General features: G+C 47.7%; 29 protein-coding genes and 2 pseudogenes. 13 read left to right on the forward strand and 18 right to left on the reverse strand.

Features of this window, described 5'->3' with window-relative positions; all coding sequences use genetic code 11:
• Positions 1-107: 107 nt before the first annotated feature.
• Positions 108-806, forward strand: a complete 699-nt coding sequence (locus EXT46_RS06530; protein WP_165381071.1) for a transporter substrate-binding domain-containing protein — start codon at positions 108-110, stop codon at positions 804-806.
• A gap of 52 nt (positions 807-858) precedes the next feature.
• Here the strand turns inward: EXT46_RS06530 and EXT46_RS06535 are convergent, their stop codons facing one another.
• On the reverse strand, positions 859-1248 hold the full coding sequence (locus EXT46_RS06535) for a biopolymer transporter ExbD (RefSeq protein ID WP_022944665.1): 390 nt from the start codon (positions 1246-1248) through the stop codon (positions 859-861).
• Between the two features lie 265 nt (positions 1249-1513).
• Here EXT46_RS06535 and EXT46_RS06540 point away from each other — a divergent pair, with 265 nt between their 5' ends.
• The 3 genes from EXT46_RS06540 (at position 1514) to EXT46_RS06550 (ending at position 3886) form a co-directional block, all read left to right on the forward strand.
• Entirely contained in the window at positions 1514-2191 is a 678-nt protein-coding gene (locus tag EXT46_RS06540; protein WP_130146087.1) for a tellurite resistance TerB family protein, read from the forward strand.
• A 261-nt stretch (positions 2192-2452) separates the two neighbouring features.
• Complete coding sequence (locus EXT46_RS06545) at positions 2453-3157, forward strand: spondin domain-containing protein (protein ID WP_130146089.1); 705 nt, start codon at positions 2453-2455, stop codon at positions 3155-3157.
• A 9-nt stretch (positions 3158-3166) separates the two neighbouring features.
• A complete protein-coding gene (locus EXT46_RS06550) occupies positions 3167-3886 on the forward strand; it encodes a spondin domain-containing protein (RefSeq protein WP_130146091.1) in 720 nt (239 codons plus the stop codon).
• A gap of 112 nt (positions 3887-3998) precedes the next feature.
• On the opposite strand, the gene EXT46_RS06555 is transcribed toward EXT46_RS06550, so the two are convergent.
• Positions 3999-5255 (reverse strand): diguanylate cyclase, encoded by a 1257-nt coding sequence (locus EXT46_RS06555; protein WP_205988227.1) that lies wholly within the window; start codon positions 5253-5255, stop codon positions 3999-4001.
• Positions 5256-5466: 211 nt separating this feature from the next.
• Between EXT46_RS06555 and EXT46_RS06560 the strand changes: the two genes are divergently transcribed.
• Positions 5467-5826: a MerR family transcriptional regulator gene (locus EXT46_RS06560; protein ID WP_130146095.1), complete on the forward strand. Its 360-nt coding sequence runs from the start codon at positions 5467-5469 to the stop codon at positions 5824-5826.
• A 63-nt stretch (positions 5827-5889) separates the two neighbouring features.
• Positions 5890-6459 (forward strand): NAD(P)H-dependent oxidoreductase, encoded by a 570-nt coding sequence (locus tag EXT46_RS06565; RefSeq protein WP_130146097.1) that lies wholly within the window; start codon positions 5890-5892, stop codon positions 6457-6459.
• 139 nt (positions 6460-6598) lie between these two features.
• Here EXT46_RS06565 and EXT46_RS06570 read toward each other — a convergent pair whose 3' ends face one another.
• The gene (locus tag EXT46_RS06570) at positions 6599-7321 is read right to left on the reverse strand and encodes a transposase (RefSeq protein WP_130146099.1); all 723 of its coding nucleotides are present in this window, start codon (positions 7319-7321) and stop codon (positions 6599-6601) included.
• A gap of 185 nt (positions 7322-7506) precedes the next feature.
• Entirely contained in the window at positions 7507-8073 is a 567-nt protein-coding gene (locus tag EXT46_RS06575; protein WP_240701093.1) for an N-acetylmuramidase, read from the reverse strand.
• A gap of 229 nt (positions 8074-8302) precedes the next feature.
• Here EXT46_RS06575 and EXT46_RS06580 point away from each other — a divergent pair, with 229 nt between their 5' ends.
• From EXT46_RS06580 to EXT46_RS18985, 4 genes and pseudogenes are all read left to right on the forward strand, one after another.
• Entirely contained in the window at positions 8303-8524 is a 222-nt protein-coding gene (locus EXT46_RS06580; RefSeq protein ID WP_130146101.1) for a hypothetical protein, read from the forward strand.
• Between the two features lie 2 nt (positions 8525-8526).
• Positions 8527-8694 (forward strand): hypothetical protein, encoded by a 168-nt coding sequence (locus tag EXT46_RS18845; protein ID WP_165381072.1) that lies wholly within the window; start codon positions 8527-8529, stop codon positions 8692-8694.
• A 306-nt stretch (positions 8695-9000) separates the two neighbouring features.
• Positions 9001-9525: a hypothetical protein gene (locus EXT46_RS06590; protein WP_130146105.1), complete on the forward strand. Its 525-nt coding sequence runs from the start codon at positions 9001-9003 to the stop codon at positions 9523-9525.
• Positions 9526-9949: 424 nt separating this feature from the next.
• Positions 9950-10078, forward strand: a pseudogene (locus EXT46_RS18985) (IS30 family transposase); the annotation flags it as partial.
• A 483-nt stretch (positions 10079-10561) separates the two neighbouring features.
• Here the strand turns inward: EXT46_RS18985 and deoD are convergent.
• Both deoD and EXT46_RS06605 read right to left on the reverse strand, forming a co-directional pair.
• Complete coding sequence (gene deoD, locus EXT46_RS06600) at positions 10562-11263, reverse strand: purine-nucleoside phosphorylase (protein WP_022944793.1); 702 nt, start codon at positions 11261-11263, stop codon at positions 10562-10564.
• Positions 11264-11287: 24 nt separating this feature from the next.
• Positions 11288-12499, reverse strand: coding sequence for a phosphopentomutase (locus EXT46_RS06605; protein ID WP_130146107.1), 1212 nt, complete (start codon positions 12497-12499; stop codon positions 11288-11290).
• A gap of 301 nt (positions 12500-12800) precedes the next feature.
• Between EXT46_RS06605 and udk the strand changes: the two genes are divergently transcribed.
• From udk to EXT46_RS06620, 3 genes are all read left to right on the forward strand, one after another.
• Positions 12801-13430, forward strand: coding sequence for a uridine kinase (gene udk, locus EXT46_RS06610; protein WP_022944791.1), 630 nt, complete (start codon positions 12801-12803; stop codon positions 13428-13430).
• Between the two features lie 14 nt (positions 13431-13444).
• Positions 13445-14668 (forward strand): NupC/NupG family nucleoside CNT transporter, encoded by a 1224-nt coding sequence (locus EXT46_RS06615; RefSeq protein WP_022944790.1) that lies wholly within the window; start codon positions 13445-13447, stop codon positions 14666-14668.
• Between the two features lie 202 nt (positions 14669-14870).
• Positions 14871-15623 carry a transporter substrate-binding domain-containing protein gene (locus EXT46_RS06620; RefSeq protein WP_130146109.1) on the forward strand — a complete coding sequence of 251 codons (753 nt, stop codon included), beginning with the start codon at positions 14871-14873 and terminating at the stop codon, positions 15621-15623.
• On the opposite strand, the gene EXT46_RS06625 is transcribed toward EXT46_RS06620, so the two are convergent.
• The 12 genes and pseudogenes from EXT46_RS06625 to EXT46_RS06675 form a co-directional block, all read right to left on the reverse strand.
• Positions 15612-16616 (reverse strand): NAD(P)-dependent alcohol dehydrogenase, encoded by a 1005-nt coding sequence (locus EXT46_RS06625; RefSeq protein ID WP_130146112.1) that lies wholly within the window; start codon positions 16614-16616, stop codon positions 15612-15614. The genes EXT46_RS06620 and EXT46_RS06625 overlap by 12 nt on opposite strands.
• A gap of 98 nt (positions 16617-16714) precedes the next feature.
• Positions 16715-17404 carry a hypothetical protein gene (locus tag EXT46_RS06630; RefSeq protein ID WP_130146114.1) on the reverse strand — a complete coding sequence of 230 codons (690 nt, stop codon included), beginning with the start codon at positions 17402-17404 and terminating at the stop codon, positions 16715-16717.
• Positions 17391-18119 (reverse strand): hypothetical protein, encoded by a 729-nt coding sequence (locus EXT46_RS06635; protein ID WP_130146116.1) that lies wholly within the window; start codon positions 18117-18119, stop codon positions 17391-17393. The genes EXT46_RS06630 and EXT46_RS06635 overlap by 14 nt, the downstream gene beginning before the upstream one ends.
• Entirely contained in the window at positions 18116-18451 is a 336-nt protein-coding gene (locus tag EXT46_RS06640) for a cupredoxin domain-containing protein (RefSeq protein ID WP_130146118.1), read from the reverse strand. Before EXT46_RS06640 ends, EXT46_RS06635 begins: the two co-directional genes overlap by 4 nt.
• The gene (locus EXT46_RS06645) at positions 18439-19728 is read right to left on the reverse strand and encodes an ATP-binding protein (protein WP_130146120.1); all 1290 of its coding nucleotides are present in this window, start codon (positions 19726-19728) and stop codon (positions 18439-18441) included. The genes EXT46_RS06640 and EXT46_RS06645 overlap by 13 nt, the downstream gene beginning before the upstream one ends.
• Positions 19729-19736: 8 nt before the next feature.
• Positions 19737-20402: a response regulator gene (locus EXT46_RS06650; protein ID WP_130146122.1), complete on the reverse strand. Its 666-nt coding sequence runs from the start codon at positions 20400-20402 to the stop codon at positions 19737-19739.
• Positions 20403-20417: 15 nt separating this feature from the next.
• The gene (locus EXT46_RS06655) at positions 20418-21065 is read right to left on the reverse strand and encodes a tetratricopeptide repeat protein (protein WP_022944782.1); all 648 of its coding nucleotides are present in this window, start codon (positions 21063-21065) and stop codon (positions 20418-20420) included.
• Positions 21066-21068: 3 nt separating this feature from the next.
• On the reverse strand, positions 21069-21854 hold the full coding sequence (locus EXT46_RS06660) for an SDR family oxidoreductase (RefSeq protein WP_130146124.1): 786 nt from the start codon (positions 21852-21854) through the stop codon (positions 21069-21071).
• On the reverse strand, positions 21851-22540 hold the full coding sequence (locus EXT46_RS18990; protein ID WP_239408479.1) for an iron-containing redox enzyme family protein: 690 nt from the start codon (positions 22538-22540) through the stop codon (positions 21851-21853). Before EXT46_RS18990 ends, EXT46_RS06660 begins: the two co-directional genes overlap by 4 nt.
• 465 nt (positions 22541-23005) lie before the next feature.
• A pseudogene (locus EXT46_RS18995) lies at positions 23006-23971 on the reverse strand (AMP-binding protein); the annotation flags it as partial.
• Positions 23968-24657 (reverse strand): thermostable hemolysin, encoded by a 690-nt coding sequence (locus tag EXT46_RS06670; RefSeq protein WP_130146128.1) that lies wholly within the window; start codon positions 24655-24657, stop codon positions 23968-23970. The pseudogene EXT46_RS18995 and the gene EXT46_RS06670, both read right to left, overlap by 4 nt.
• A 116-nt stretch (positions 24658-24773) precedes the next feature.
• A complete protein-coding gene (locus tag EXT46_RS06675; RefSeq protein WP_130146130.1) occupies positions 24774-26114 on the reverse strand; it encodes a trypsin-like serine protease in 1341 nt (446 codons plus the stop codon).
• Between the last annotated feature and the right edge of the window lie 85 nt (positions 26115-26199).

Consider the following 26199-nt stretch of genomic DNA (forward strand, 5'->3'; position numbering starts at 1 on the left):
TGAGATTGTAACTTAGCAAGATGTCCCTGAACCCATACTTAATTGATTTTGCTAAAACTTAGTTTATCTCCTAGGCTTATTTGGGACGAAGGATTGAGTAGATTGATGTGAAGTATTGGCTGTTATTATTACCCCTTGTGAGCTGTTTGAGCATAGCCCAGAATAAGGTTTTTTTGGTCACCGAGCAGTTGCCGCCGTTAAGCTATGTAGATAAGCAGGGCCAGGTGCGAGGAGATGCCACCGAGCGCGTACAACAACTTATGCATCATGCCGGCCTTGATTACAGCATTGAGGTGTTGCCATGGAAGCGCGCCTACAAACAAGCAGAATCCTCTGCCAATACCCTTATTTTTACCATATTAAAAACCCCCGCTCGCAGTGAGCGTTTTGATTGGTTATGCCCTTTGGTTCCTCCTATGGAGGTTTATCTATATAAACTCAAAAACCGTCATGACCTGGCCCCAAGCTCTCTGGCTGACGCAAAATCGAGCTTAGTGGGCGCAAGTCGTGGCTCGGTTGCACATTCTTTATTACTCAATCAAGGGTTTATCGAAGGCAAAAACCTGATGGTGACGACGGATATCGATGTATTAACGCAAAACCTCCGTAATGGCCGGTTAGATTATGTGTTATTAATTAACACCTCAGTGCACGATACAGACAATATTACCGCAGCCCTGCCGGAGAATTTCAGCCGCGACCTCCCTGCATGCTTGGCAATTAATAAGCAATCAGACCCACAAATCAAGCAGCGATTAATGGCTTCGTTCACTACGTTGAGCGCAACAAACTTCCACCAACCTTGAGAAAAGCGCCAGTGTCATATTGGCTAATGACACTGGCGTTCAATACAGGCCGTTAATCAACTAACGCGATAGGCCACTGCCCCATTTCTCGTACAGCATTCATAACCGTCACAACTTGCTGATGACGGCTTTGCTCATGCGCGCGAATGGCAACCGAAGAGAATGGCTCTGTGGCAGATATGCGAGCGATGTTGCTGGCGATTTGTGAGGTCTCGATATTCCTTCCCGCCATCACCACATGGTTACTGTGAGTGACTTGAATCATCAAGGTTTTATTTTCTGCTGACACCGCTGAATTAGACTCGGGGCGAGTAACGCTCAAACTGTGCTCGCGAACGAATGAGGTTGTCACCACAAAGAAAATAAGCAGGATAAAAACCACATCAAGCATTGGGGTCATATCAGCTTGCGCTTCGGTGTTGGTCGGTCTTTTTCTATTCATAGCTTGTTCCTTTTTATTAGACTCTTTATTCACCCTAGACTACGAATGAAAACGCTTTGTTACATTAAAAGCGTATAAACATTTTATTTTTATGATCTTTTTGTGCTTTTAGCGATGCAAAAATAGAAATAGTGCGGTGTATACCTCTGGCTGCGTTTGTCTCACGCACTTTTGTATTGTTTTGTAACAAGCTGATTATTTTTATTTACGTAGCCATGGCTTATGCTCACAGTAGCCAAGTAAATATGGATATAAGGAAAGGGCAATGAAAGACTTACAAAAACTCGTAGGGAGTTTAAATAAATCAGGCGCACTAAGCGGCTTCCTAGGCGGTGTCGCTGGCGGCGGTCTAAGTGGCTTAGCCACCGGCAAAAGTGGCAAAAAGACATCTAAGAAAGTGGTGAAGTATGGTGCCCTTGCCGCCATTGGTGGCCTTGCTTGGAAGGCATACCAGCAGTATGCACAAAAAAGTTCAGCTGCTGAACCAAGTACAGCACATCCACGCTCAGGCAACTTTAATTATCACTCGACTCCTATGCAACAACAAAGCTTTGAACACGTTGTGGAAGATGACAACGAAGGCGGTCAACTGCTGCTGATGCGCGCGATGATTGCAGCCGCCTACGCCGATGGTCATATAGACGAGCAAGAGCGACAACGCATTTTTGCGCAAGTAGAAAACATGGACTTGCAAACCCATGAAAAAGCCATGTTATTTGATGAGCTACGCCAGCCCATGAGCTTGTCGGAGCTGGTTAATGCTGTACCAAATGTGCAAACAGGCATCGAAGTCTATGCCGCCAGTGCCAGCGCCATAGACCTGAGTCAACCCATCTCTGGGCAATATCTTGATGCGTTAGCAAATAAGCTCTGTATCCCACAGGAATTAGTCAACAATGTGCATCAACAACTGACTCAGCAAGCGCGCCTAGCCAGTGAATAACAGTTGAATGCACGCTAGAGTGACGCACGCGGCGTCACTCTCTGCTTACTTATCAGGTCACACTCCCCCCTCGTTTTTCACGGCATTTGAGCCAACAAATAAAAAAGATTGATGTTATTTGAAAGTTAACTGAGAACTACAAGGTCTGTCTTAGCTGAGTGATGAAACGGCCGATTCGCATTCACGAACTTCCCATAACTAGGTTGCCTTTGCCAGTGCAAAACGCGCTGTGATCGGCATATGAATAACAGAGGATTCGAGATGAAATCGTTGCCAAAAATGACCCTGAGCGCTCTTGCACTCACACTTTGCCACACTGCGGGCGCTGCTGGACTTGATGTGCGAGTGCAAAACCTAACCCAGGGTATGTATTTCACGCCACTGCTGGTGGCTGCCCACGATAGCAACAGTGAATTGTTTCGCGTTGCCACTGCCGCCTCCAGTGAATTACAAGCCATGGCCGAAGGCGGCGCCATCGACGGTCTTGTTAACCAAGTAGAAGTCGCTGGCGGTGATGTGCTTGCCAACCCCGCGCAAGGCTTGCTTGCGCCTGGACACAGCGGCGAAGGCACCCTCACCACCGGTGAAAGTAATACCTATTTATCGCTGGTGGCGATGATGCTACCCACCAACGATGGTTTCGTTGGCCTTAGCAATTGGCCTGTACCGAGCGAACCCGGAACTTACCATGTATACCTTAACGCCTATGATGCCGGCACTGAAGCCAACGATGAAATACGCGGCGGCGGCGCCCCAGGTGTGCCTGGTATGCCAGTTCCACCGCCTTTAGAGGAACTCATTGGCAGCGGGGGCAGCGGCGTTACCAACGAACTGAGCAATACGCTGGTGCACATTCACGCCGGTAACCTTGGCGATGACAGTGCATCAGCGGGAAAAAGCGACATCAATAACAGCGTCCAGCGATGGTTGAACCCTGTCGCTAAACTAACAATTACTGTGCAGTAGGGGGTGAGCATGCGTTTGCAAACACATTTCCCTCGAGCACTGGGTTTAAGTGCGCTTGTGGTGCTTGGTTTAAGTGCCTGCGGCTCTGATAACACAAAACCCACGGAAGCAGCCGTGGACACGCCAGAGCCGGTGCAATATCGTTATCAGGTGACACTGACCAACTTAACGCAAGCACAACCATTGAGCCCTATCGCTGGCGTACTGCATCAACAAGGTCAATTTTGGCGTATTGGTGAGCCGGCTTCAGGTGCTCTCGAAGCACTTGCTGAAGGGGGCGATAACTCGGCGCTGCTAGCAAAGACAGAGGTGATTGCACACTATGGTGGAGAAGCGCCTATCAGCCCTGGTCATACCGATGAATTTACCCTGTCAGTAGAGGATGTTGCTGATAGTAAGTTGACCTTGGCAACCATGTTGGTCAATACCAATGATGCGTTTACCGGTGTTAACGCCGTGGATTTAACGCCGCTGGCTGCTGGGCAAAGCATCTCGCTCTATGGTCATGGGTATGATGCTGGCACCGAGGCCAACTCTGAACTTGCGCAGTTTATCCCAGGCCCTGCTGGTATGGGTGAAGGATTCAACGCAATAAGAGACGATACTAACTTTGTGGCTTTGCACCCTGGCGTGGTGAGTGCCGATGACGGCTTAGCGCAATCGGCTTTGGGCGCTCAACATCGCTTTGACAACCCGGTGATCAAAGTGGTGATCACGCGCACCGAGTGAATCACATTCATATCTAGGCGTCACACCCACGAGCACAACCGCTGGGTGTGAACTCACAGCTTTTTACGCCAAACTGCAACGGCACTGAAAACCTGCTATGTGACCTTGATGCTTACGAGTCAGTGTTAAGCGGGGCATAGGCAATTGTATTTCTGCCAGAGTCTTTAGCATGATAAAGCTGCACGTCGGCGGCTTTTATCAACGCTTCAATATTATCGCTGATGCCGTAGGCAGCCCCGATAGAGACAGTAAATGCAATGCTCTGCGGGGTTAATGCCGCACCTTGAGTGTGCACAAAGTGGCGAAAAGCCTCCAGTTTTTGCAAGCAGTGCTGTGGCTCTTCAGCGGCAAAATACACCGCAAATTCCTCACCGCCCATACGTGCGACTTGCTCATAATCAAAATGCTCACATAATGCCTTACTCAATGCCTTGAGCACCTCATCGCCACCATCATGGCCGTAGCGATCGTTCACCGCTTTAAAATGATCAACATCTAACATGGCAATCATACTTGGTTGCTGTTGCTGCGCAGCCGCCTTTAGAGATTTGTTCACTTGGCTAAAAAAATAACGCCGATTCGGCAGCTCGGTTAAGTAATCCGAGTTTGCCTGGCGACGGATAGTACGAATTTGCTCGAGCATTTCAACGTTTTGTCTTACCCGACAGTAAAACTCTTCCGGGTTAAAAGGTTTACGCAGGTAGTCGTTGGCACCATTTTTTAAAAATCGCGCCGATAAATGTGCCGACTCCACCCCAGAAATACCGATAATGGCAATATCCTCTTCAGTGTAAATGCGACGGATCTCGATGCACAGCTCCTCACCTCGCATTTTCGGCATTTCACTGTCAGTTACGATTACGGAAATATCGTTATATCGCTCCAGCATGGCCAAAGCTTCTAAGCCGTCTCGCGCTTCTAACACCTGGTATTTATGGCGCTTGAGCAGGCCACTTACATAGTTTCGGGATGTCGCTGAGTCATCCACCACCAATATCTTTATCTTCTCATTGCGCGGTAAGCGCTCGAGCTGACGCTTTAGATACTGATAGGCCTGCTTGTTTTCTTTGGTGATGTAATCAATGATGGGATGGCGGTCTACAATTTCTCGGGTTTTGCTCTCTAAGCTGCCGGTCATCACTATGGTAGGAATTTTCGCCTTTGTACTACAAGGTATAGCCTCCCCCTGCGGCGCATCGGGCAGTATAAAATCGACAATAGCGCAAAAGTAATTGTTTTTTGCTATCAGCGCCTCGGCTTTCGCTTTAGAGTCAGCGATATCAACCTCATAGCCCGCTTGCAAACAAATGTGCTTTTGCACCCGGGCGATAGTAGGGGTGTCTTCTACGATAAGGATTTTTCGTAGCACTATGCGGCGCTCCAACTGGTGCTCAATCGATAACTCAATTGTTAGCCCTACTGGCGCTAAAAGCAATCTTTGCATTTGAATCTAAAGCAAAAATATTGTTATTTAGAAAAGACGTACAGAGGGCTTAAAAAGATACCTGCCCTGCATGCTTAGGTTTGCCTAGAACCGCAAACCTAACTTCTATAAAGTATAAAAGAAAACAAGGACCATCATGTATATAGGTGAAGTTGCCAAAAGGACGGGGTTATCCGTTAAAGCCATCCGTTTGTATGAAGCCCGAGGGTTAATAACCGCACCACCAAGGCAAGGGCGCTACAGGGTGTATAACAAGTCCCATGTAGAAGTGTTGTTATTGATTGTGGAGGCAAAAGCCTTAGGCGCGACTTTGGCAGAATTAAAAGATGCGCTTATCTACAACAACGGCACGCTTGATTGGTCACAGGTGCACGGGTTTTTAGCTGAAATTAAAAACAAATTACTCACTCAGCAATCCGATATTTTAAAGCGTATAAACGCTGTAGAGCGCTGTTTATCCACCCTCGATTCATGCCCCCATATTCAGCACGCTTGACTCTGCCCCTAGGGGCAGAGCTTAAGATAGTCATCGAGTTTTCACCTTACGGAAGTACGCCCGATGACAAAAAATATCCTAATCATTAACGCTAACCCAAAACGCTCAAGCTTTTGCCAACACTTAGCAGATACCTATGAATGTGAAGCGAGGGAGCAAAATAATACCCAAAGAGTTAACCTGTCGGCATTGCAGTTCAATCCTAGCTTGGATTGTGGCTATGATGATGAACAACCTTTAGAACCTGATTTACAGGTATTTCAGCAACAAGTTGCTTGGGCAGATCACGTTGTGATCGTTTCACCTATTTGGTGGGGCAGCCTTCCGGCAAAATTTAAAGGCCTGTTTGATAGAAGTTTCCTGCCCGGGTTCGCATTTAAGTACCAAGGCTATACACCCGTGCCTTTGCTCACCGACAAAACCTCTCGCATGGTCTTAACCATGGATGCACCGCCGCAGAGCCTACAAGACCAAGCCGCATCGGTTATTGCACAACTCGATATTTTCACTTTACAGTTCAGTGGGTTTCAGCCCAGCGCAGTGAGTTTATTTGGCTCGGTAGTTGCGGCCTCTGAATCCGAGAAGTCTGCTTGGGTAAATGAAATAAAGCAATTAGGCCGAGCAGCGAAATAGCTTGTACTGACTCGAGCAGCTTCTCCAGTGCTAGGGTCAGGTTTACGCCTTTGTTTCAAAGGGTCAGAGTTGTTGATTTTTATCCCGTGGTTTCAAAGGGTCAGAGTTGTTGATTTTGTTTCAAAGTGATTTCAAAGGGTCAGAGTTGTAGATTTTTATCCCGAGCGTTAAATGATGCCGACTTCCTGTCTCCGCCATGCGTTTGTAACTCAATGGTATGCCCCAACTGCTGCTCAATCTGTTTCTTAAAACGCTCATCCCCCAGTACCCAGGTTCTTTGCAGGGCATCTCGGATCTGCGCGACGGAATAATCTGGCATCTGCGATTTAAACAAGGCTTGGTACGCCTGCTTTCTAGCTGATTTGTCTTTACCTAGAGCCTGATAGACAGGATGCTCCGTAATCAGTTCTATTTGCTTGTCCAAAGCATTATGGCGATAACTGGACCAGGGGTATTCAGACGGATGAACAACCATGTTCGCTCGCACCGGGTTCAGTTCAATATACCGACTGACCAAAAGCAAATATCGGTCGCTATCAACCAATGACGACTTAAAACGACCTTCCCAAAGTGTTCCTGTCCGCTTATAAGTATTGTTCACGTAGCGGACATAGTAGCGTCCCAACGATTGCATCAATTGGCTGACGCCCGTTGCTGTAGTAGGTGTCATCAATAAATGAACGTGATTAGTCATCAACACAAAAGCGTGAACAGAGACGTCAAAGCGACGACTGTAATCTTTCACCTTGTTCAGATATACGGTGTAATCCTGTTCCGAAAAGAAGGTGACCTGACGGTTATTTCCACGCTGAACAACATGTTGCGGAATATGGGGTAAGTTTAATCTCGGCCGACGCGCCATGGCATTTCCTCCTTGAAATAGCCAATTGCACTAAAAACTTAGCGCAACTCAGCAATTTCAACAACTCTGACCCCTTGCTCGGGTTAAAAGGGTGGCTGCTCATGCGCGCCTTTACCTCTTGTTCCAGTCGCTGAATGCGACCACCGACCACGATCATAAGACCAAGCCCAGTTATCAGCCATGACTCACCCCCGAGAATGAGCGCTCTGGACATGCTCAAGGCGGTTATACCAGCCCTCTAGGTTTGGTTTTTGTGATGGGTCATTGACGCAGATGCGTGCATACTTTCGGCCACGGCCAACGCTCAAACGGGCAATGACGGTAGAGCTAGGTAGAGTTAGAAGCTCTCGTAAGGTGTTGGGGCCAATGATGCCATCAGCCTGGGGGCCTAGCTTTCGCTGCAGCATTTCGGCGGCGGAGACAACACCGTGCTGAACAGCCGCATCAAGCATCATTAGATTAATGCCTGGCGCAAGTTCATCGCCGTGGATAGGTCGCCAATAATGTAGATGATAGAGCCGTATTGCTTGCTCTAGTGTTAAGTTTGCAATATCCGTATTGGGGAAGGCCCGCTGGCTGATACCAAATTTAGTGAGTCCACCTCTGTCTGATGCTATATCGTTAATGCCGCCATCGTCACGCAGACCGCCTTCAAGATGCAGGATTTCAAGCATGCACAAAGAGAAAGCATATGAGTATGGCGCTAATGCATCTTTTACTTCGGGGGGCTGTTTAAAGTAGGAATGTTGCAAAAGGCACTCCAGCAAATCTGTTAAGGTTTGCTCTAGAGTGCCTCTCTACTGAGGGGATGGATTTTAAACTGGGTTAATAACCCAAGTTCCACACAAAATTCTCTATCAAACTACCGCGTTTTATTATTGAACGTTATTAGTAGAACGAGTTAATCTGTTGGCTGAAGAGGTAATTATTTCGTAACCACTTTAAACACCCCAATAACCCCTACTAAATTAAGGAGAACTTATGAGGGAAGTATGTGTTGACTCTGTAGGCACTCAATTACGAGACATGTTGGAAAACCCGGACCCAGTTGATGAAGATATTTTTATCAATTCAGGAGAGGGCGATGTGTTGGGAGTCGTTATTTCAGAGAAAGCTTACAGCTTTTTTCTTGAAAAAGTTGAAGAAGAAGAAGATCGAATAGACCGAGAAACCGCTGAAGAATTTCATCGAACCAAGGAGTAGTTATGCAAAAAGGAATGGATGAAGACACAAGATATATCCATGATATCTTGCGTCAAAAACGAGAGCGCGCACAGCAAGGAGAAGAAATGGCTGTGTGGAAAAAAGGTGAAGGCTTGATCAAGGAGGATCGCAAAGATGGCGTACGAAGTAAAGTTCAGCAAAAAGGCTGAAAAAGCATACAGGAAATTACCTAATGAAGTTCGTCGTAGAATAGATACAAAGCTGGACTATTTGAGGCTAACACCTAGAGGTACAGATACCAAAAAGCTTCAGGGCTACGCTAATACTTATCGAACAAGAGTAGGAACCTACCGTATAGTATTCGAAATAGAAGACGGTGAGCTGATTGTCTGGATCTTAGATGTAGGTCATCGAGGCCGAATATACAGCTAATCAATTAGTTTGTAGAGCCACCCAAGAGGTGGCTTTTGATATGGGTAATATATAAGTTAGTTATCGTATGTAAGGAGTAGAGTATGAAATATCGCGATACAGTCGAGAAACTATCTAGGGAACACCCACTTTTAATAGAAAGGCTAATAAATACGTATGATCTAGAAGAATGGGCGGAGATTACTCAAGGTTTAAGTAAGAATGATAAAAATAAAATTTATGGCCTTGCTGAACCAAAGTGGATAGAGAAGAACCTATCAAATGGTTCATTATTACTTCACCCAGATGCTCGTGCTGAACTTATGTCTCGTAACTTTAAGCCTCTTAGCGCCCATTGCAAAATGGTATGGGCAAGCTTTTTGGTAAATCTTGAAGGAGAAGACAGTAAGATAAGATTTAATCGCATCAAAAAGAAAATTATTAAAAAGCACAGCAACAAGTGGTGGTTTGATGTGCATAAACGAATAAAACCGACTTATGCGGCTAAATCGCGGTTAGATAGACAGTCTTTGGGCAATGCAGCATCTCATGCGGTTGAAAATAGTTCGTACCTACGAAATATGGCTCAAGGTTTATGCGACGATGCTTTAAAAATGATACCAAAGTAATAACCCTAAACAAGTTCCTCAGAAATCAACGAGAGTGTAAAAATATCTGTGTAAGTGGCATTCTTAACCTGTTGAAAGTTCCTATTTAAATTGTACGTTATCTTTGAGTTAGGTAACCAGCGCAAAGCTCAAGTGTTGCACTGGCATTGCAACTTCTGAAATATGTATTCTTTAATTTCAACAACTCTGACCCCTTGACGATCGCGTATCTTGGTTGAGGTTTATTTCAATCGCCTTCTCAAACCAATACTTGGTAACTTCAGCGTCAACACCATCTAGTCCCTGAGTTTCTCCAAGAATATAGCCGTAGGCACCTCCATAATCTTCATCTTTGAAAAAGCCAGCAATGTTGCCTAGTTGCTCATCATTAAAGGAAGCTTGCAATTTAGTTCAACAACTCTGACCCCTTGATCCGACCCCTTGATCCGATTTACGCACGGTAAGCGAGAAGCAGATTACGGATATCGAGCGAGCATTAAGCGCCAGACCGAGAAAGTGTCTCGGCTTTAAGCAGCCTATCGTTGTGTTCAATGAATTACGCAATGCGGCCTAGTTTAGCGAGTGGTGCACTTCGGAGTTGAATTCGCGCATAATCAGGAAAACAACTAAAAAGATAAGTATTAAGTTCAAAGCATTCATAATCTGAATTAGTTCCGACCAGATCTGACACAGCTTCTCTTCCGGCTGATACTGAATCTGACAATCCGGTGCCATCCAAACAATCTACAGTTGCATTTCCTCCGCCAGCTATTACTCGAGCAAATGCACTCGCGGCTATTTTTTTGTTACTAACACCAATTTCCGGTGTTAGCGTAATCTGTGCCTTCCCATTGTGGTCAGTAACGCAATTTGCCCTGTGTAACACTAAAAAACAAGCCTAAGTAGTCATTTGTTTCAGACATAAAAAAGCCCCACCTAAAAGGTGGGGGCTTTGGGTTAACGTATTTACGTATTACCAAGGAACTCTGTGCGCACTGGCCATGGGCAGATGGCATGGTGCGCCGCAAAGACGCTTCTTTGCGTTAACTAAATTTATTTAAATTGATTCAAGCGCGATTTTAACCATTTCGTTAAACGTGCTTTGGCGCTCTTCCGCTGGGGTTGCTTCGCCGGTGATCACATGATCGCTCACAGTAAACAACGCCATAGCTTTGGCACCATATTCAGCAGCTACACCGTATAAACCAGCGGTTTCCATATCCACCGCTAACACACCCAGTTTGTTGAGCTGCTCATAAAAGCTGCCATCGGCCTGATAAAAGGTATCGGTGGTGAATACATTTCCTACTTTGGCATCAATGCCTAAGTCGCGAGCTGCACGCACACCATTTTCTAGCAAGCCAAAATCGGCAATCGCGGCGTAGTCGTAACCACTGATGCGGGCGCGATTCACGTTGGAATCGGTACTGGCGCCTTGGGCAAAGATAACATCACGAATTTTGGTGTCTTGGGCAATGCCACCACAGGTGCCGATGCGAATAATGTTTTTAACGCCAAAGCTAACAATCAGCTCACGCGCATAGATAGACATAGAGGGAATACCCATTCCCGAGCCCATGATGCTCACAGGCTTACCTTTATAGGTGCCAGTAAAGCCAAACATGTTACGTACACTGGTGACTTGTTTAGCATCATCCAAAAAGTGCTCAGCGATGTATTGCGCACGAAGTGGATCGCCTGGCATAAGTACCGTTTCGGCAAAGTCACCTGGGGCTGCGCTGATGTGTGGCGTGCTCATATTCTATCCTCTTGCTATTCGTTCTTAGCGCTCTAGCGCCGCTTTAAACCCTGTACCATAGTCTAGCTCAGGTAAGTTAAACCACTGCGCTAAGGTTTGCCCCATATCGGCAAAGGTTTCACGCTCGCCCAGCGCCACCGGAGTCATCCCCGGCCGATAGGCAATGACTGGCACATACTCACGGGTATGATCGCTGCCAGCTGCTGTGGGATCACAGCCGTGATCCGCAGTGATTAACAACAAATCGTCGTCATTCATTTGCGCGAAAATACGCGGCAAAAAGTCATCAAAGGTTTTCAAAGCTTCGGCATAACCGATAGCGTTGCGACGATGACCATATTTTTCGTCAAAATCCACCAAATTGGTGAAAATCAGACTGTTATCCGGCGCTTCAGCCATTACTTGCGCGGTTTTCTCGAGCAAGTTTTCAAGACCCGGCGCTTTGTGTTTTTGGGTGATGCCTTGGTGCGCATAAATATCAGCAATCTTACCAATACTGATCACCTCACCACCGGCTTGCGCGAGTTTATCAAGCACCGTAGGCGCCGGCGGCAACACCGAGTAATCACGGCGGTTGCCAGTGCGCTCAAAGTCGTTGCTGCTCTCCCCCACAAAGGGGCGGGCAATAACGCGGCCAATGTTATGCTCATCAAGTAATGTCCGTGCAACTTCACATACTTCATAGAGTTTATCTAGGCCAAAACTTTGCTCATGGGCGGCCACCTGAAACACGCTGTCACTGGAGGTGTAACAAATCGGTTTACCGCTGCGCACATGCTCTTCACCTAACTCGGCGATAATAGTGGTCCCCGATGCATGGCAATTGCCTAAGATGCCAGGAATACCTGTACGCTCAATCAGCTCATCAATAAATGCTTGCGGGAAACACGGTTGCTCAACGGGGAAGTAGCCCCAATCAAACAACACGGGCACACCGGCCATTTCCCAATGCCCTGAGGGCGTATCTTTACCACTGGAAAGTTCTTTCGCATAGCCCCAAGCTGCTTGAGGTTGTTGGCGTTCATTAACGGTAATGCTCGCCCCCGATGCAGCCTCACATGCATCGATTAACCCTAAACGTGACAAGTTTGCCAATGCTAATGGCTGGCCCTTGTCTTGCTCATATGCCTGCAAAAGATGAGCGAGTGTGTTGGCGCCAACATCACCGAATTTATCAGCATCTGGAGCTGCACCAATACCTAAACTATCAGCCATCAGGATAATTGCGCGTGCCATACTCACCTCACTTTTGTGGTTTTATGGAGCCACTTTAACGACTTGTTACTAGGCGACACAGGACAAAAGTCCGTGCTCTGTGTGTTGCTATGAATGCAGCCGCAACTGACGATGGCTGTTCACATTCAGCGGACATAAGTCCTTATTTTGACCACTTAATAATAGCTACATTTGTCGGAATAACGTGAGGATTTGCGTCACTAAGGCGCTAGACAGCAGTAAAGGACGACATCTTCAGAGATTAATAGCAGCAAATTTGCTAAAGTAATCCTTTATCTTACATCAGTCTGGGTGCTTGTCTGTGACACAAACGATTATCGCGATCGCTGGTGCGTCTGCATCAGGGAAGTCGCTTTTTAGCCAAACAATATATAACGAGTTGGTAAATGAACTAGAGCCGGGGGCCATCGCCATTATAGAGGAAGATGCCTACTACCGTGATCAGTCCCATTTACCGATGGCGCATCGTATTAAAACCAATTATGACCATCCCGATGCGTTTGAGCATGAGTTAATGGTGACTCACCTACGCAATCTGCGTGCGGGAGAGTCAGTTGATGTGCCAATTTATGATTATAGCGAACACACTCGCAGCGCCGAAACGCGTCGAGTGTTGCCAGCAAAAATACTCATTGTCGAAGGTATATTGTTATTAAGTGACCCAGCACTTCGCGACGAATTTAACATTAAGGTGTTTATCGATACGCCACTGGATATTTGCTTGATGCGCCGAATGCAGCGCGATATTGAACAACGTGACCGTAGTTTGCAATCGGTGGTTGAACAATACAAACGAACAGTGCGACCGATGTTTTACCAGTTTATTGAGCCCTCGAAGCACAGCGCCGATTTAGTGGTGACCCGAGGCGGTAAGAACCGTGTAGCAATCGATATAATAAAAAGTAAAATCAAACACCTACTACAAGAATAACGGGAACATCGGGCATGACAACATTAATGAGCTTGGTGGGTATGCTAGCCCTACTCGCCATCGCTTTCGGCGCTTCAACGAACCGTAAAGCAATAAACCTGCGTACGGTTGGTATTGCCTTTTTATTACAAGTCATCATCGGTGGCTTTGTATTATTTTTTGAATTTGGCAAAAACATACTCGCTAAAATGTCGGCGGCGGTCGCGCAAGTGATTAGCTACGCCACCGACGGCATTACGTTTTTGTTTGGGCCGTTGGCCTCGGAAAAAACACTGGGCTTTTTGTTTGCCTTTCAAGTGTTGCCGGTCATTGTCTTTTTCTCCTCCTTGGTGGCGGTATTGTACTACCTCGGGGTGATGGACTGGGTCATTAAAATTCTCGGTGGGGCACTGCAACGGTTATTAAAAACCTCGCGCCCAGAGTCGCTCTCGGCAACGGCAAACATCTTTGTTGGTCAAACCGAAGCGCCGCTTATCGTCAAGCCGTTTATTGCCTCTATGACTAAGTCGGAGTTGTTTGCGGTGATGGTCGGTGGATTGGCGACGGTAGCAGGCTCAGTGATGGCCGGATACGTAAAAATTGGCGTCGATTTACAGTATTTGATTGCTGCAAGCTTTATGGCGGCGCCAGGTGGTTTCCTTATGGCAAAAATGATTGTGCCAGAGACAGAAACCCCGAAAGAAGATTTAGCCGAGTTGGACGGTGACCACGAGCAGCCTGTGAATGTTATCGATGCGGCCGCATCAGGTGCATCAAGCGGGATGCAGCTTGCTTTGAATGTAGGCGCTATGTTGCTTGCATTTGTGGCCCTGATTGCATTGCTTAATGGCGTATTGGGTTGGTTTGGTGGTTGGTTTGATTACCCACAGCTCACGCTACAAGAAATTCTCGGGTATGTTTTCGCACCGGTGGCCTGGTTATTAGGTGTACCGTGGGACGAAGCCATTATTGCCGGTAGTTTTATCGGCCAGAAATTAGTCGTCAATGAGTTTGTAGCTTATTTAGACTTTATAAATTATCGCGACCAGTTAAGTGAACACACTCAAGCCATTGTTACTTTTGCGCTGTGTGGTTTTGCTAACTTGTCTTCGATAGCCATTTTACTAGGTGGGATTGGCGGTATGGCGCCAAGCCGGCGAAAGGATATCGCACGCCTAGGGCTCAGAGCAGTGTTGGCAGGATCTATGGCCAACCTCATGAGCGCCGCAATTGCTGGGTTTTTCCTCTCTATTGCTTAGAAACAAAGAGAAGCCACAGTTGCAAAACAGGGCCTCCTCGGCCTAGGTTATTGTTTTAAGGGGTTAAGGCAATAGCTAACTTGAACGATACTTCACCAAAGGGCCGCAAGGCCCTTTTATCGTTTAGGGCAAAAAATCATCGCAATTCACTGTGAACTTATCTATTCTAAAAACAAGTGTTGTGTCTTTGGTTTATCGCTTTATGGCTTTGTTTTTAGCTCGATTTACACTGTGGGTAACGATTTTACTATCGACCACGAGCATTGCTGCACAGCCTATTGAAGTGGTCACAGAGCTGAGCCCGCCCAACCAATTAGTGATCAACGGTCAAATTGGCGGTAGCAGCACCGATATAGTCCGCCATGTGCTCTCTAAAGCCAATGTTGATGCCACTATCAATATGTACCCTTGGGCACGCGCTTTTCACTTGGCGCAAAAAAAGCCTAACACCTTACTTTACAGTGTTGCCAAAACCCCCGACAGACTCGATAAATTCCAATGGTTAGGCAAAGTGGCGTATTTCCGCTTGGGTTTTGTTACCTTGGCTTCACGTTCTGAGATTAACTTACGCCAAGTGAACGACGCTCGTCCTTATCGTATCGCTGTGCAGCGCGGCGATATCAGCGCCAAGTTCTTTGCCGATCGTCAGTTTAGCACCGTACAAACCGCTGATATTAAACATTCCTATCGACTGCTGCTTTCGGGCAAAGTCGATTTAGTAATTGATGGTCCCAATTACCTGGGTGCTATGGCCAAACAGTTTAATGTCCCCGCCAAGGAGCTTCGCTTTGTCAGAGATATCGAGCAATTAAGTGTATATGGCTATCTCGCCGCTCATGTCGATAGCGACCCACAATTGGTGGCCAATATAAAAGCCGCTTTCTCAGCTATCGAAAAAGCGGCTTGGTATCAACAAAAATTATATAATCCGTATCAGGATGTATTAACGCGTTAGCACTACGCGATAACGCGCCTTGCCTTCGCGAACATGGTCAAGGGCGGCATTGATATCATCAAACTTAAAGGTTTCGATTTGTGGAGCAATGTTATGCTGCGCAGCAAAATCGAGCATTTTAGCAATGGTTCCTGGGCTGCCCACTGGGGAAGCAGATACACTGCGCTGGCCCATTAACAAACCAAACACGCTTAAGTCTAACGGCTCAAGCGTAGCGCCAACAAAATTCAAACGGCCTTTGGGTTTCAAGGTATTGATGTACGCATTCCAGTCAAGCTTCACATTGACGGTGGAAATAATAAAGTCGAACTGCCCTGCGGCCTCTTCTAGGGCCTGCTCCGAACGCGAGTTAATAATGTGATGCGCACCCAACTCTTTGGCTTCTTTAGCTTTGCTATCACTGGAACTAAAAGCGGTGACTTCGCAGCCCCAGGCGTTCAAAAACTGCAGCGCCAAGTGGCCCAAACCACCAATACCAATGACCGCGACCTTATCGGTAGGTTTGATATCGAACTGTACCAAGGGGTTGAAAACAGTGATACCGCCACAGAACAACGGGCCTGCCGCCTTGGCATCAAGCCCCTTAGGCAGTGGGATCACACTTTTACTTTGCGCGCGCACTTTATCGGCAAAGCCACCGTGGTGAGCAATAATAGTCCCTTGCGCACTGGCACACAGGTTTTGGTCGCCATCATCACAGCTCGGGCAATGACCGCAATAGCCGCTGTGCCAACCTAGGCCTACCGTTTGTCCAACTTCAAGGTTATTGACGTCGCGGCCGACTTTCTCAATGCGTCCTATCACTTCGTGTCCGCCCACCAGCGGATATTCACTCATCCCCCACTCGTTATCGATCATCGATAAATCAGAATGGCAAATACCACAGTGATCGACGGCGATTTCAACTTCATCGGCGGCCAACTCACCCGGATCATATTGGTACGGCTCAAGCGCTTTACCTGCTTCCATCGCAGCATAGGCGTTAATTGTCATTTTTTGCTCCCGTTTAATAACTCAGTACTGAGTGAAAATGTACTGATAACAATGGCATGTCGATCAACTTAATGCAAAATCATAATCGGGTCGCACATTTAAAACTCAAACTCTAGCGCTAAACGAACGCTGTGGTCTTTGCCGCCATGACCTACTTCGGTAATAAAGCCTGCCTCCCACTTTAGCTGTCGCTGCCCTGCAAAACGGTGCAAACCGATAAATCCAGGGCCGATGCCAATAAAATCTTCACCGCTATATAGCTCTATTGCAGGTTGAAATGCAGCACGCCAGCGATAGCGATATTGACCTCGAAACTCACTTTCCCATTCACTATCTATATCCGCGCCCCACTCATAAACCGCAAATGCATTAAGCGTTAAGCTGGTCGATCCAAATTCTTTTTCAAATAATAGCCCGGTGGTAAATTCATAGGCATTTTGACGATGGCTTTTTTCTACTTCAAACAGGGCTCCAAAATCAGCCCAATAACGACCTTGCTCCACAACTTGCCAGCGCAATTCAGTTTCATAAGCAGCAAGACCAAAATCACCATTGTCATCGCGCTCACCCACCGCATAAAGCTCCACACTGAGAGTCTCGCTAATAGCGCCGCCGCCGCCAATGCGCTGCGCCAGCACATTTCCAGCGTCACTTTGATGCGACACTAAACGCCATTCGAGTTCCTTTTCATAGGGTAAAACATAAGGATGATACACCTTATCAACCACCATACCATCAGCCCAACAGGGCAAGCTGAGGAACAGCAATAAGCCACTAAGGTAACGCATGACTTCTCCTTCGTTGCCAATAGGCGGCAAGTAGCAAGAGAGCTCCAGCGCCAAGATAAACACACACAGACAATATAGATGGCATCGCCTCGTACCCGATTAAAATCTTTAAAAGTCGCCCTATTGGACTATGCTCATCAAGCCACTGACGACCATCAAACAGTGGTTGTGGCAAGGTGATAAGCCCAGCGCCAGCGGCGATATCTAGCGAAGTAATAAACTGGCCACTGACATGCAAGGCAAAAAGCGCAACACAGAGCCAACCATTTAGCCATTGTGCTAACCAGGCTAGTAAAAACACGAGCAACACCGCCATACTGAGTACAATGCCCACCCCTAAGCCAACCCCCAGCAACACACTGGTATTGAGTTGCAGCTGCATTAACCAAGGTACATAGTGGCTTAAATACAAACAGGTAGCGCAAGCAAACAGCGCCAGCATTGCAATGAAGTTACGAAAAAAAGCCAGCCCGCCAGCACTTAGGGTCAACAACACAATCAACAATATTTGTGAATATTCAAAGCCTAAATAGTTAAACCCTTGACTCAATTGCTCAAGTGCAGCGATATAAGCTGCGGCGGGCACAGTGACGAAAAAAGCAAGCGCCCCCCACTGTTTGCCTTGAATTTTTTTATCGACAAAGTAAATTGCAAAAACGCCGATAATAGCAAGCGGCAACAGCTGGTTAATGGTCACGATGACACTATTGATCATTGTCCCTCCTGAGGCGCTTTGACGATAACGACTCCCCTAGCTGTATCCGGTGAGAATTCACCAAAAAAGACATATTCGCCTGGCGCTAGTGGGCCAATGAAAATAACGTTCACACGTCCGGGGAAGAGCACTTTTTCACGATTTAAATCAAAGCTGTCAAATTCCTCCGGGGTAGCATCGTGATTGCTGACCAATAACCGTACTTTCTCCCCCGCCGGAATTTCCAGGCGTGAGGGATAAAATAAATGGTTTTTTAGGGTTAGATGAAACTCTTTGAGCTCGGCCTTAGCGGGTAAGCTCAATAGCAACACAATCCAAATCAGTCGCTGCATAAGGTATCTCGCTGCCTAGCCAAAGTGACCTGTACCTGCAGACCGCCCCAGGGACTGCTCATCAATGCCAGCTTACCTTGATATAATCCGACAACATGCTGCACGATAGCCAACCCTAACCCTGCTCCTGGTATATGGCTTGGGTGACTATCCCCACCGACACGGAAAAAGCGGTCAAAAATACGCTCTCGAAGATCAGTAGCAATGCCTGGGCCTGAATCGCTGACACTCAGTATCACCTCAGCGCCGAGGTCTTGCAGCTCTATCACCACTTTACCCCCTTCAGGTGTGTACTTCACGGCGTTACTAATAATGTTTTTTATCATCACTGAAAGGGTAAAGGTTTCACCCTGAATGTCACGGCACTCTCCATTTAAGCTGATATCCAACTGTTTCTTTTCAATTTGCGGATACAACTCGGCAATACAGACTTGGCATAACTGTGCCAAGGATTGCGGCCCGAGCTTATCCTGCCACTGGTGTGAAGAGGTGCGCCCCAGCGCGAGCATTTGTTCAACTAAATGGTTTAGCCGCTCTACACTCTCCACGAGCGCCTGCGCATCATCGTCATCATAGCGCTGCTGTAAGTTATGTAAGTTAATTTTCATTGCGCTTAGCGGTGTGCGCAGTTCATGTGCGGCATCACTGGCAAAATAACGTTCTCGCAAATACGCTTGCTCGGTGCGATGCAAAAGCTCATTAAGAGTTTGCACAACCGGCTTAATTTCCGACTCATTGGGTTGCATCTGCAACAAGGTGAAATCGTGAGCGGCCCGCCCTTTCAATTCCTGTGACAACTGCGATAAAGGCCGCAATGCACGTTTCACTACGATACTAATTAACAGCGCCAGCAGGGCCATACCCCACAACATAGGCACCACCATGGCCATGATCAGCTGCTCACTGAGCGCAAAACGCTCAGCGATGGGCTCAGCAACGGCAACACATTGTTGGTTTTGACAATACGTTGCCACTCGCAGGCGTTGTCCTTGTGCATTGAGGGTACTCATGCCTGATTGCTCAGGCTGCGTCATCCAAGTTGTCGAGCCAGCGACAATATCGCCCTGATGCCAACGTTGCCAAATGACATTAGGTAAACTCTGTGGTGCTATCTCGCCACTGTGAAAAAGAACCTCGGCCTGGGTATGCAAATGTGAATCAAATAACGTCTCGGCGCGGGCTAAACTGCGTTGGTAGCCCTCAACCAGAGCCAAAAATAAGGTCAAAACCATCACTGATATCAATAACAACAAAAGTTTCGCACGAATACTCATCATCGCTGCGCTTATTGAGGCTCACGTGCGAGGACGTAGCCAATGCCCCGCAATGTTTTGATCATGTTAGCTGGCAGCTTTTTACGCAAATGGTGAATATGGACCTCAATGGCATTTGAGCCGAGTTCTTCGCCCCATTGATATAACTTTTGCTCTAGCTGCTCCTTTGATAACACTCGGCCTTGGTTTTCCATCAATGCTTTCAGCAACATATACTCCTTACGCGGTAAGGACAGCGGCTGCTCGTGAACCCAGGCTTGATGCGCAGCTAAATCAAGACGCAGTGCAGCACAATGCAGTAAACTAGAGGTGACGCCACTGATACGCCGCGACAACACCCGCAGTCGAGCAAGCAGCTCATCCACTTCAAAGGGTTTCACAAGGTAATCATCAGCACCTAAATCAAGGCCTTTAATCTTATCATCTAAGCTGTCTCGTGCCGTTAAGATCAACACCGGCAGCGGCTTTTTGCGCCCTTTTATCTGGCTCATCAAGGTGAGTCCATCACCGTCGGGCAAGCCTAAATCTAAAATCACCATGTCAATATCGTCGCTGGCGATATATGCGCGAGCTGACGCTAGGTCTGATACCGACTCCATCGCGTAGCCCTCATTGCCTAATGTTCGCGTCAGCCCTTGATTCAAGAGCGCATCGTCTTCAACTAACAACAGCCGCAACCCAACTCTCTCCTATTAACGGCGTAATTTACGCTCAACTTTAGCTAATAAAGTGCTAATTTCCTGCTGCCGATACTTATCTGCAAGCGGGCGAGCCAAGCGAGGTGGTGCGGCTTGGGCCTTAAGCAGATAGGTTTTGGCTTCTTTATATTCTCTTTCATCATAGAGGAACTGAGCATAAAAGTAATTAACGTCAATGCCTTCAGGGTTGATTTGCAGCGACTTCTGTAGCAGTTCTTTGGCTTTATCATCGTCACCGAAGCCGATAGGCCAACCCGGTACTTGCGCATACAAGGTCCCCAGGCTAGTGTAAGCAGAGCCTTGTAAAGCACTGCCATCTAAACGGATAGCGTACTCCAACTCTTGCTTCGCTTGCTTTGCCAAACCCAGGGCACCTAGCCCCCCTTTCGCACCAGCAAAACTGGAATAAATAATACCTGCCCAGATATGACCCTCTGCATCTTGTGGAAACTTGTGGGTGTAATCTTTGGCAGTCCCCATCAGCGCTTCAAAAGCCTGCTCTTGGTCATCATCTTGTAGCTCATAATTAACGTGTGCCCACTGGCTCATCAGCTCAGCGACACTGATAGGTGGTTCATCTGCGTAGGCTGGGGAGTGGCACAGTGCCACAGTGAAGATCAAAGATAAAAATGATGTTTTCATAGCTCACCTCATTAGCTTTTTAATAACAGGAAGTTGCTTGGCTAGCGCGTTATCAACCAAGGTTGGCCATAGTGCATTTACCTTGGCGAAGAATGATTCTTTCTTGCCAACACTGCGTTGGCGCTCTGTAGAGTCGAGTAAGCGTATAAATTCATCGGCCACATAATCAGGCGTATCCATTGCGTTACCGAGTGCCGTGTTAAGCGCCACCACTTTGTCGCTGTTGATCGCCGTGTGTGTTGCTCGTGGGGCGAAGTATTTGACGGTAATCGCGCTGTCGCTGAGCTCTCTAGCTAATGCTTCGCTAAAACCACGTAATGCAAATTTGCTCGCACAGTAATGGCTTTGCAGGGGGTAACCGATGGCGCCGAATGACGAACCAACATTAATAATGGTGCCCCGAGCTTGGCTCAAAGCCGCCAATAACCCTTGACTCAGCAGCATTGGCGCACGAATATTGACGCTCAACATATTATCGATTTGTGTAGTCGAGAGCGTCTGTAGGGGCTGCATACTGTTGACACCGGCATTGTTAATGAGCAAGTCACAACGACCAATCCCACTAAGTAAATCAATAACATGGTTAATATCATTGGTCATTGCCAAATCGACACTGAGCCCGATATGGTGACCACATTGAGGACTTGGCAACTCGCTTATTAAAGAATCAAGCAGCTGTTGCTGGCGCCCAAGCAGCACCAAACGATAGTGACGTTGCGCTAAGCGTTTGGCGATGGCTTGGCCGATGCCGCCAGTGGCTCCGCTGAGTACGGCGATAGCTTGGCTCATGCGCTCACCTGCTGGTCACGGATTTTGGCGAGACCGTGCTCGGCGCTCAAAGAGTGAAAGATATTCCCATAAAGGTGGTAAAAGCGCTGCGCCGCATGGATGATCGCATGTTGATCATCTGTATCAGTAATACGATTCATAAGCCCCTGAAAAAACTTCACATGTTCTTGGTCTAAGGCGCCATGGGAGGTGAGATAAGTAAACGCCTTTTGAGGCAGCGCCAATGACGTCTTTATTTCGCTTGCAGCAGAATCTGCAAGTGCTATCGAGGTTCCTTCCAGTACATGCACCATGCCAAAAAATCCAAGCGGATTGTTTCGCGCTATGGTGTCGTAGGCATAACTCACCATCAGCTCTGTCGCCATAGCTGGCTTACTGGCCCGGGCTTGCTCTTTATCAAAGCCGCAAGCAGCAATATCATTGAGTATCCATTCTTGGTGCCCCAACTCTTCCTCAATGTATTCGGCAAGCGCGTCTCGTAGCCACTCCTTGTGTTCAGGGACGCGTGCACCACAGGCCATAAGTAACGGCACAGTGTGCTTTACGTGATGATAAGCTTGGGTTAAAAAGGCGACGTACTGATCTAAGCTCACCTTACCGGCCAATGCTTCACTAATAATCGGCGCTGACAATAAATATTGACGTTGCGCCTCGGTTTTAGCCACTAGCTGTTCGAAGAAGGTCATTTTGGGTTGCTCCTGGTATAAATCATTTAAAATATCGCTGAATGCGTGCGCGATAGCGGCGCGTTTTGGCCGATGGTTAGCACTTAGGTGCCCAGCGTCCACAGATAAAGGAGTTGCGAGGCGGTGGTAACGCATGATTTGCGCATAACTTGGCAGTGCTTTATTGACACGCGCTAGTGCGCTGTTTAATTGCTGGTCGGATACATTTTCAGGCGCCCACAACAACGCCACAAGGTGGGCTTGAGCCTCGCCAAATACCACGGCCTGAGTAACTGCAGTTTGGTTTAACAGTTCAGCCTCCGGCCACTCAGGGGAAACATTGCGGCCATTCGCTAAAATAAGGCGGTTACTTTTTCGACCGACAATAAATAACTCACCCTTTTCCACGCGCACGAGATCGCCAGTTCGATAGTGCTGCTGGGTAGAGTGTGGCTCGCCGAGATACCCCAAAAAATGAGGTGCAACAAGACATAACTCGCCATCTTCAATATGATATTCAACATGCTCTAGTGGTCGGCCGACACTGTGTAAGTTATTGCAGCCCTCAGTTGCAAGGCTCACCACCGAGCCGGCCTCAGAAAGGCCATACCCCTGATAAACAGGCAGACCCAATTGCCTTGCGCGTGCGATGAGTTTGGCACTGACTTTGGCCCCACCCACAGCGATAAACTGCAATGACGTAGGCACGTGCCAGCCATTCTCAGCCCCTTGCACTAACCCCTTAAGCAATTCTGGAACAAGGATCAACGAGTGCGGTGCAAAGGTGCTGATATAGGTCAACAGCCGCTGTGGTTGTACAAGCTCGATACCATCGAATCCAAGTGTTCTTAAACTTGGCGCATGCACTTGCCCTCCCGTCAACAAGGGTGCATACATACCAGCCACATTTTCAAGCAATACCGCGAGGGGAAGTAAACACAAATGTTTCGCTCGAGTCAGGGTCGTGCGTTGTACGAGCGAATTGGCAACTTGAATGAGCTGTTTGTTGCTCAAACACACCCCTTTTGGGTTGCCCGTAGAGCCCGATGTAAAAGTGATCTTCTGGGTGTTTTTAGGAAAGGCCTGAGCTTGCTGCTTATACTCAAGCTTTGTCAGTCGCAATTCAGTGCCTGCCACCCACAGTGATTGACCTTGATGACAAGAATCGCTGAGCACATAATCTGGCTGAGCAGTATCTAGGGCATGCTGGCGCTGTTGTGGGGTAAAAAACGCAGGGAGCGGCAACGCAACAACGTCTGCTTGCTGCATGGCCAAATCCAATACCATCCACGGTACGCCATTATCTAGCTCTAATGCGATACATCGCGCCGACATTATGCTTAGCTGTTGTGCTAGCTGGTATACCGCGAGTTCGAGCTGTTTAGCTGTCAAGGTGGTATGCTCGTCACTAATGTGGCTGCCCGATGGCAACGGCCATAACTTGTGGTTCATAGCATTTTCCCCTGCCAAGCTAGGGTGTTCACTTCCTCACTTAGGCTGTTGGCCAGTGTTTGTAACTTAGGCGTGTTATCTATGTGCTTACACACAGAATCTATATCGACGCGACATACTTGAGGGCGGTTAAAGTAATAACTTCCCCAACATCGCCCCTGATCGCTTAAACACTCGGGTTGAGCGTCGCACACGACCTCAAACGGTGCCCCGATCCGCGATAGTAAAGCGCGTATGTGGGCCGTGGCGCAAAAAAGTAGGCTTTTTTTATGTGCTTGTTTCAACGCCTTAGCAAGGATCACAAAGTGAGATAATGTAGTCTCGCTGTGTGTCGACACTAAGTTACCCATTTCTACACATTGCTGCGGCGCTATCTGCCACTGTTTAAGATATGACGACAAAGGCCGAGGCAGATAGTTCTCTATAAACAAGGGCTCATTGGCACTGCGTAGGCCGAAACAACAATAGCGCTCTTTGGTAGTCACCAAACACACCAATAACGGCATAAATTGGTTGATATCCGCATCATAGTGCTTGGCAAAGCCTTGACGGATCCGCGTACATAACACCTTATAATGATGGTGCTCTAACGTGGCCGTAAAATACCCGGTGGACGGAGGTCTTTTTGACGTGTTCAGCGACTCTGGCGCATGTCGCTGTTGGTGGTTTAACGCTATCGACTCCATAACCTATCTCGTTTTACTTATGCTATGGAATCAAGTTAGTGAGCCAATCTTAAGTAAACCTTAAGGGTGCTTAAAAATATAAAAAGGCCATGATTATGGCCTTTTTGGTGGGCGTATTATTGGCAGGCGGGATCAGAGCCGATTCGGCGCCACACACCCCAGGGACCTGATTCTGAGGGGACATCTCCTTGTGTCCACCAGCGTGCCTGATAGCGATAGCCATTGTACGTGACCTGATCGCGACGATAGTAAATGGTATTAGCGTCCCAATTACCTTTACAGACGCTGCCGCCATCCACTGCGTTAGCCGAAATTGCCGCGCTATATTGGCGTGGACTCTGCTCGACACTGAAATCAAGCGTTACACCCAAACTCCCGGCAGCTGATGCACCAAACTCAACACCAACGCTACAACTTTGATTCGCTGGCAATGCTGCAGCGCTGCAGCTATCTAGCGCTTTGACAACAGTTGATGCCACACCAGCGCTTGATAGGCTCACGGTGTTGAAAGTGACGGCGCTGCTGCCGGTGTTGGTAATGGTGAAAGTGTGCTGTTGTGTCTCTCCCAAGGTAAAATTACCCAAGGATTCGTTTTCTGTATACGATAAAGACACTGACGGTGTGCCTGAGCCACCGGTTATCCCATCAATCCAACTGCGTAAGTCAGCGACATCAGCGTACACCCCGTAGTTGTTTGGTCTGGCGCACCCGATCCCCCAACTTACGATACCAAGCTGCACCCTTTGCCCACCGGAATTAATCACAATAGGGCCACCGCTGTCGCCCTGACAGGCATCTTTTTGTCCTTGCGAATAACCAGCACAAAACTGGGTTGCGCCGACATTGTTATAAGATCCCCCAGATTGGCGACACACACTATCGGACACCAACGGTACATCTACTTCATATAAGGTACTCGGTGACGAGCCACCTTCACTTAAGCGTCCTAAACCTGCAACAGTGAGTAAGTCACCGTTATTAGCGTACTGACCTATCGACCCCTGTGCCATGGTTACCGCCTGGCCTTGATTTGGAAGACGTGCCAGCTTTAATAGCGCCACATCGTATCCCGTTGACACTGAGGCGAAGTTCGGATGTACGTATACTTGCGACACGCCAATACGATCACCATCACTGCCGCCGCTGCTAAACCCCGCTACTTTTACATTCAACGAGGAAGCTGAGCTGCCATCAACACAGTGCGCTGCCGTTAATACATAGCCATCTCCGATGTAGCTCGCGCCGCAAAAGGGAGAGCTACCATAACGTGATAATAACTGAGTGAAAAAGGGCCAATCTGCGGTGTTAGCAGGATTGCCGCCGACAATAAGAGGGCTCACTTGTCCCGGCCCATCGAGGTATTGTTGAGCATGCACTGCTGCACTAGTAAGCATAACTACGGTCACCCCAGCGCAGGCCAGAGCTCGTTGAACGGGGTTGAGGGTTGTTGTTTTCATTACCTTGGTCTCCTTGTTAGTTCGAAGTATCAATATAGGTACGAAAACAACAATGTAAATTTTTTGTTATTGAATATTATTCAAG

It is taken from the genome of Pseudoalteromonas sp. CO325X, assembly GCF_004208955.1.
Taxonomy (GTDB): domain Bacteria; phylum Pseudomonadota; class Gammaproteobacteria; order Enterobacterales; family Alteromonadaceae; genus Pseudoalteromonas; species Pseudoalteromonas ruthenica.

Bases quoted from the DNA above. Each gene is read 5' to 3' on its own strand.
- EXT46_RS06535 (WP_022944665.1), bottom strand. From the start codon at position 1,248: ATGAATAGAAAAAGACCGACCAACACCGAAGCGCAAGCTGATATGACC.
- EXT46_RS06540 (WP_130146087.1), top strand. From the start codon at position 1,514: ATGAAAGACTTACAAAAACTCGTAGGGAGTTTAAATAAATCAGGCGCA.
- EXT46_RS06545 (WP_130146089.1), top strand. From the start codon at position 2,453: ATGAAATCGTTGCCAAAAATGACCCTGAGCGCTCTTGCACTCACACTT.
- EXT46_RS06550 (WP_130146091.1), top strand. From the start codon at position 3,167: ATGCGTTTGCAAACACATTTCCCTCGAGCACTGGGTTTAAGTGCGCTT.
- EXT46_RS06560 (WP_130146095.1), top strand. From the start codon at position 5,467: ATGTATATAGGTGAAGTTGCCAAAAGGACGGGGTTATCCGTTAAAGCC.
- EXT46_RS06565 (WP_130146097.1), top strand. From the start codon at position 5,890: ATGACAAAAAATATCCTAATCATTAACGCTAACCCAAAACGCTCAAGC.
- EXT46_RS06570 (WP_130146099.1), bottom strand. From the start codon at position 7,321: ATGGCGCGTCGGCCGAGATTAAACTTACCCCATATTCCGCAACATGTT.
- EXT46_RS06580 (WP_130146101.1), top strand. From the start codon at position 8,303: ATGAGGGAAGTATGTGTTGACTCTGTAGGCACTCAATTACGAGACATG.
- EXT46_RS18845 (WP_165381072.1), top strand. From the start codon at position 8,527: ATGCAAAAAGGAATGGATGAAGACACAAGATATATCCATGATATCTTG.
- EXT46_RS06590 (WP_130146105.1), top strand. From the start codon at position 9,001: ATGAAATATCGCGATACAGTCGAGAAACTATCTAGGGAACACCCACTT.
- deoD (WP_022944793.1), bottom strand. From the start codon at position 11,263: ATGAGCACGCCACACATCAGCGCAGCCCCAGGTGACTTTGCCGAAACG.
- EXT46_RS06605 (WP_130146107.1), bottom strand. From the start codon at position 12,499: ATGGCACGCGCAATTATCCTGATGGCTGATAGTTTAGGTATTGGTGCA.
- EXT46_RS06615 (WP_022944790.1), top strand. From the start codon at position 13,445: ATGACAACATTAATGAGCTTGGTGGGTATGCTAGCCCTACTCGCCATC.
- EXT46_RS06620 (WP_130146109.1), top strand. From the start codon at position 14,871: ATGGCTTTGTTTTTAGCTCGATTTACACTGTGGGTAACGATTTTACTA.
- EXT46_RS06625 (WP_130146112.1), bottom strand. From the start codon at position 16,616: ATGACAATTAACGCCTATGCTGCGATGGAAGCAGGTAAAGCGCTTGAG.
- EXT46_RS06630 (WP_130146114.1), bottom strand. From the start codon at position 17,404: ATGCGTTACCTTAGTGGCTTATTGCTGTTCCTCAGCTTGCCCTGTTGG.
- EXT46_RS06635 (WP_130146116.1), bottom strand. From the start codon at position 18,119: ATGATCAATAGTGTCATCGTGACCATTAACCAGCTGTTGCCGCTTGCT.
- EXT46_RS06640 (WP_130146118.1), bottom strand. From the start codon at position 18,451: ATGCAGCGACTGATTTGGATTGTGTTGCTATTGAGCTTACCCGCTAAG.
- EXT46_RS06645 (WP_130146120.1), bottom strand. From the start codon at position 19,728: ATGATGAGTATTCGTGCGAAACTTTTGTTGTTATTGATATCAGTGATG.
- EXT46_RS06655 (WP_022944782.1), bottom strand. From the start codon at position 21,065: ATGAAAACATCATTTTTATCTTTGATCTTCACTGTGGCACTGTGCCAC.
- EXT46_RS06660 (WP_130146124.1), bottom strand. From the start codon at position 21,854: ATGAGCCAAGCTATCGCCGTACTCAGCGGAGCCACTGGCGGCATCGGC.
- EXT46_RS18990 (WP_239408479.1), bottom strand. From the start codon at position 22,540: ATGACCTTCTTCGAACAGCTAGTGGCTAAAACCGAGGCGCAACGTCAA.
- EXT46_RS06670 (WP_130146128.1), bottom strand. From the start codon at position 24,657: ATGGAGTCGATAGCGTTAAACCACCAACAGCGACATGCGCCAGAGTCG.
- EXT46_RS06675 (WP_130146130.1), bottom strand. From the start codon at position 26,114: ATGAAAACAACAACCCTCAACCCCGTTCAACGAGCTCTGGCCTGCGCT.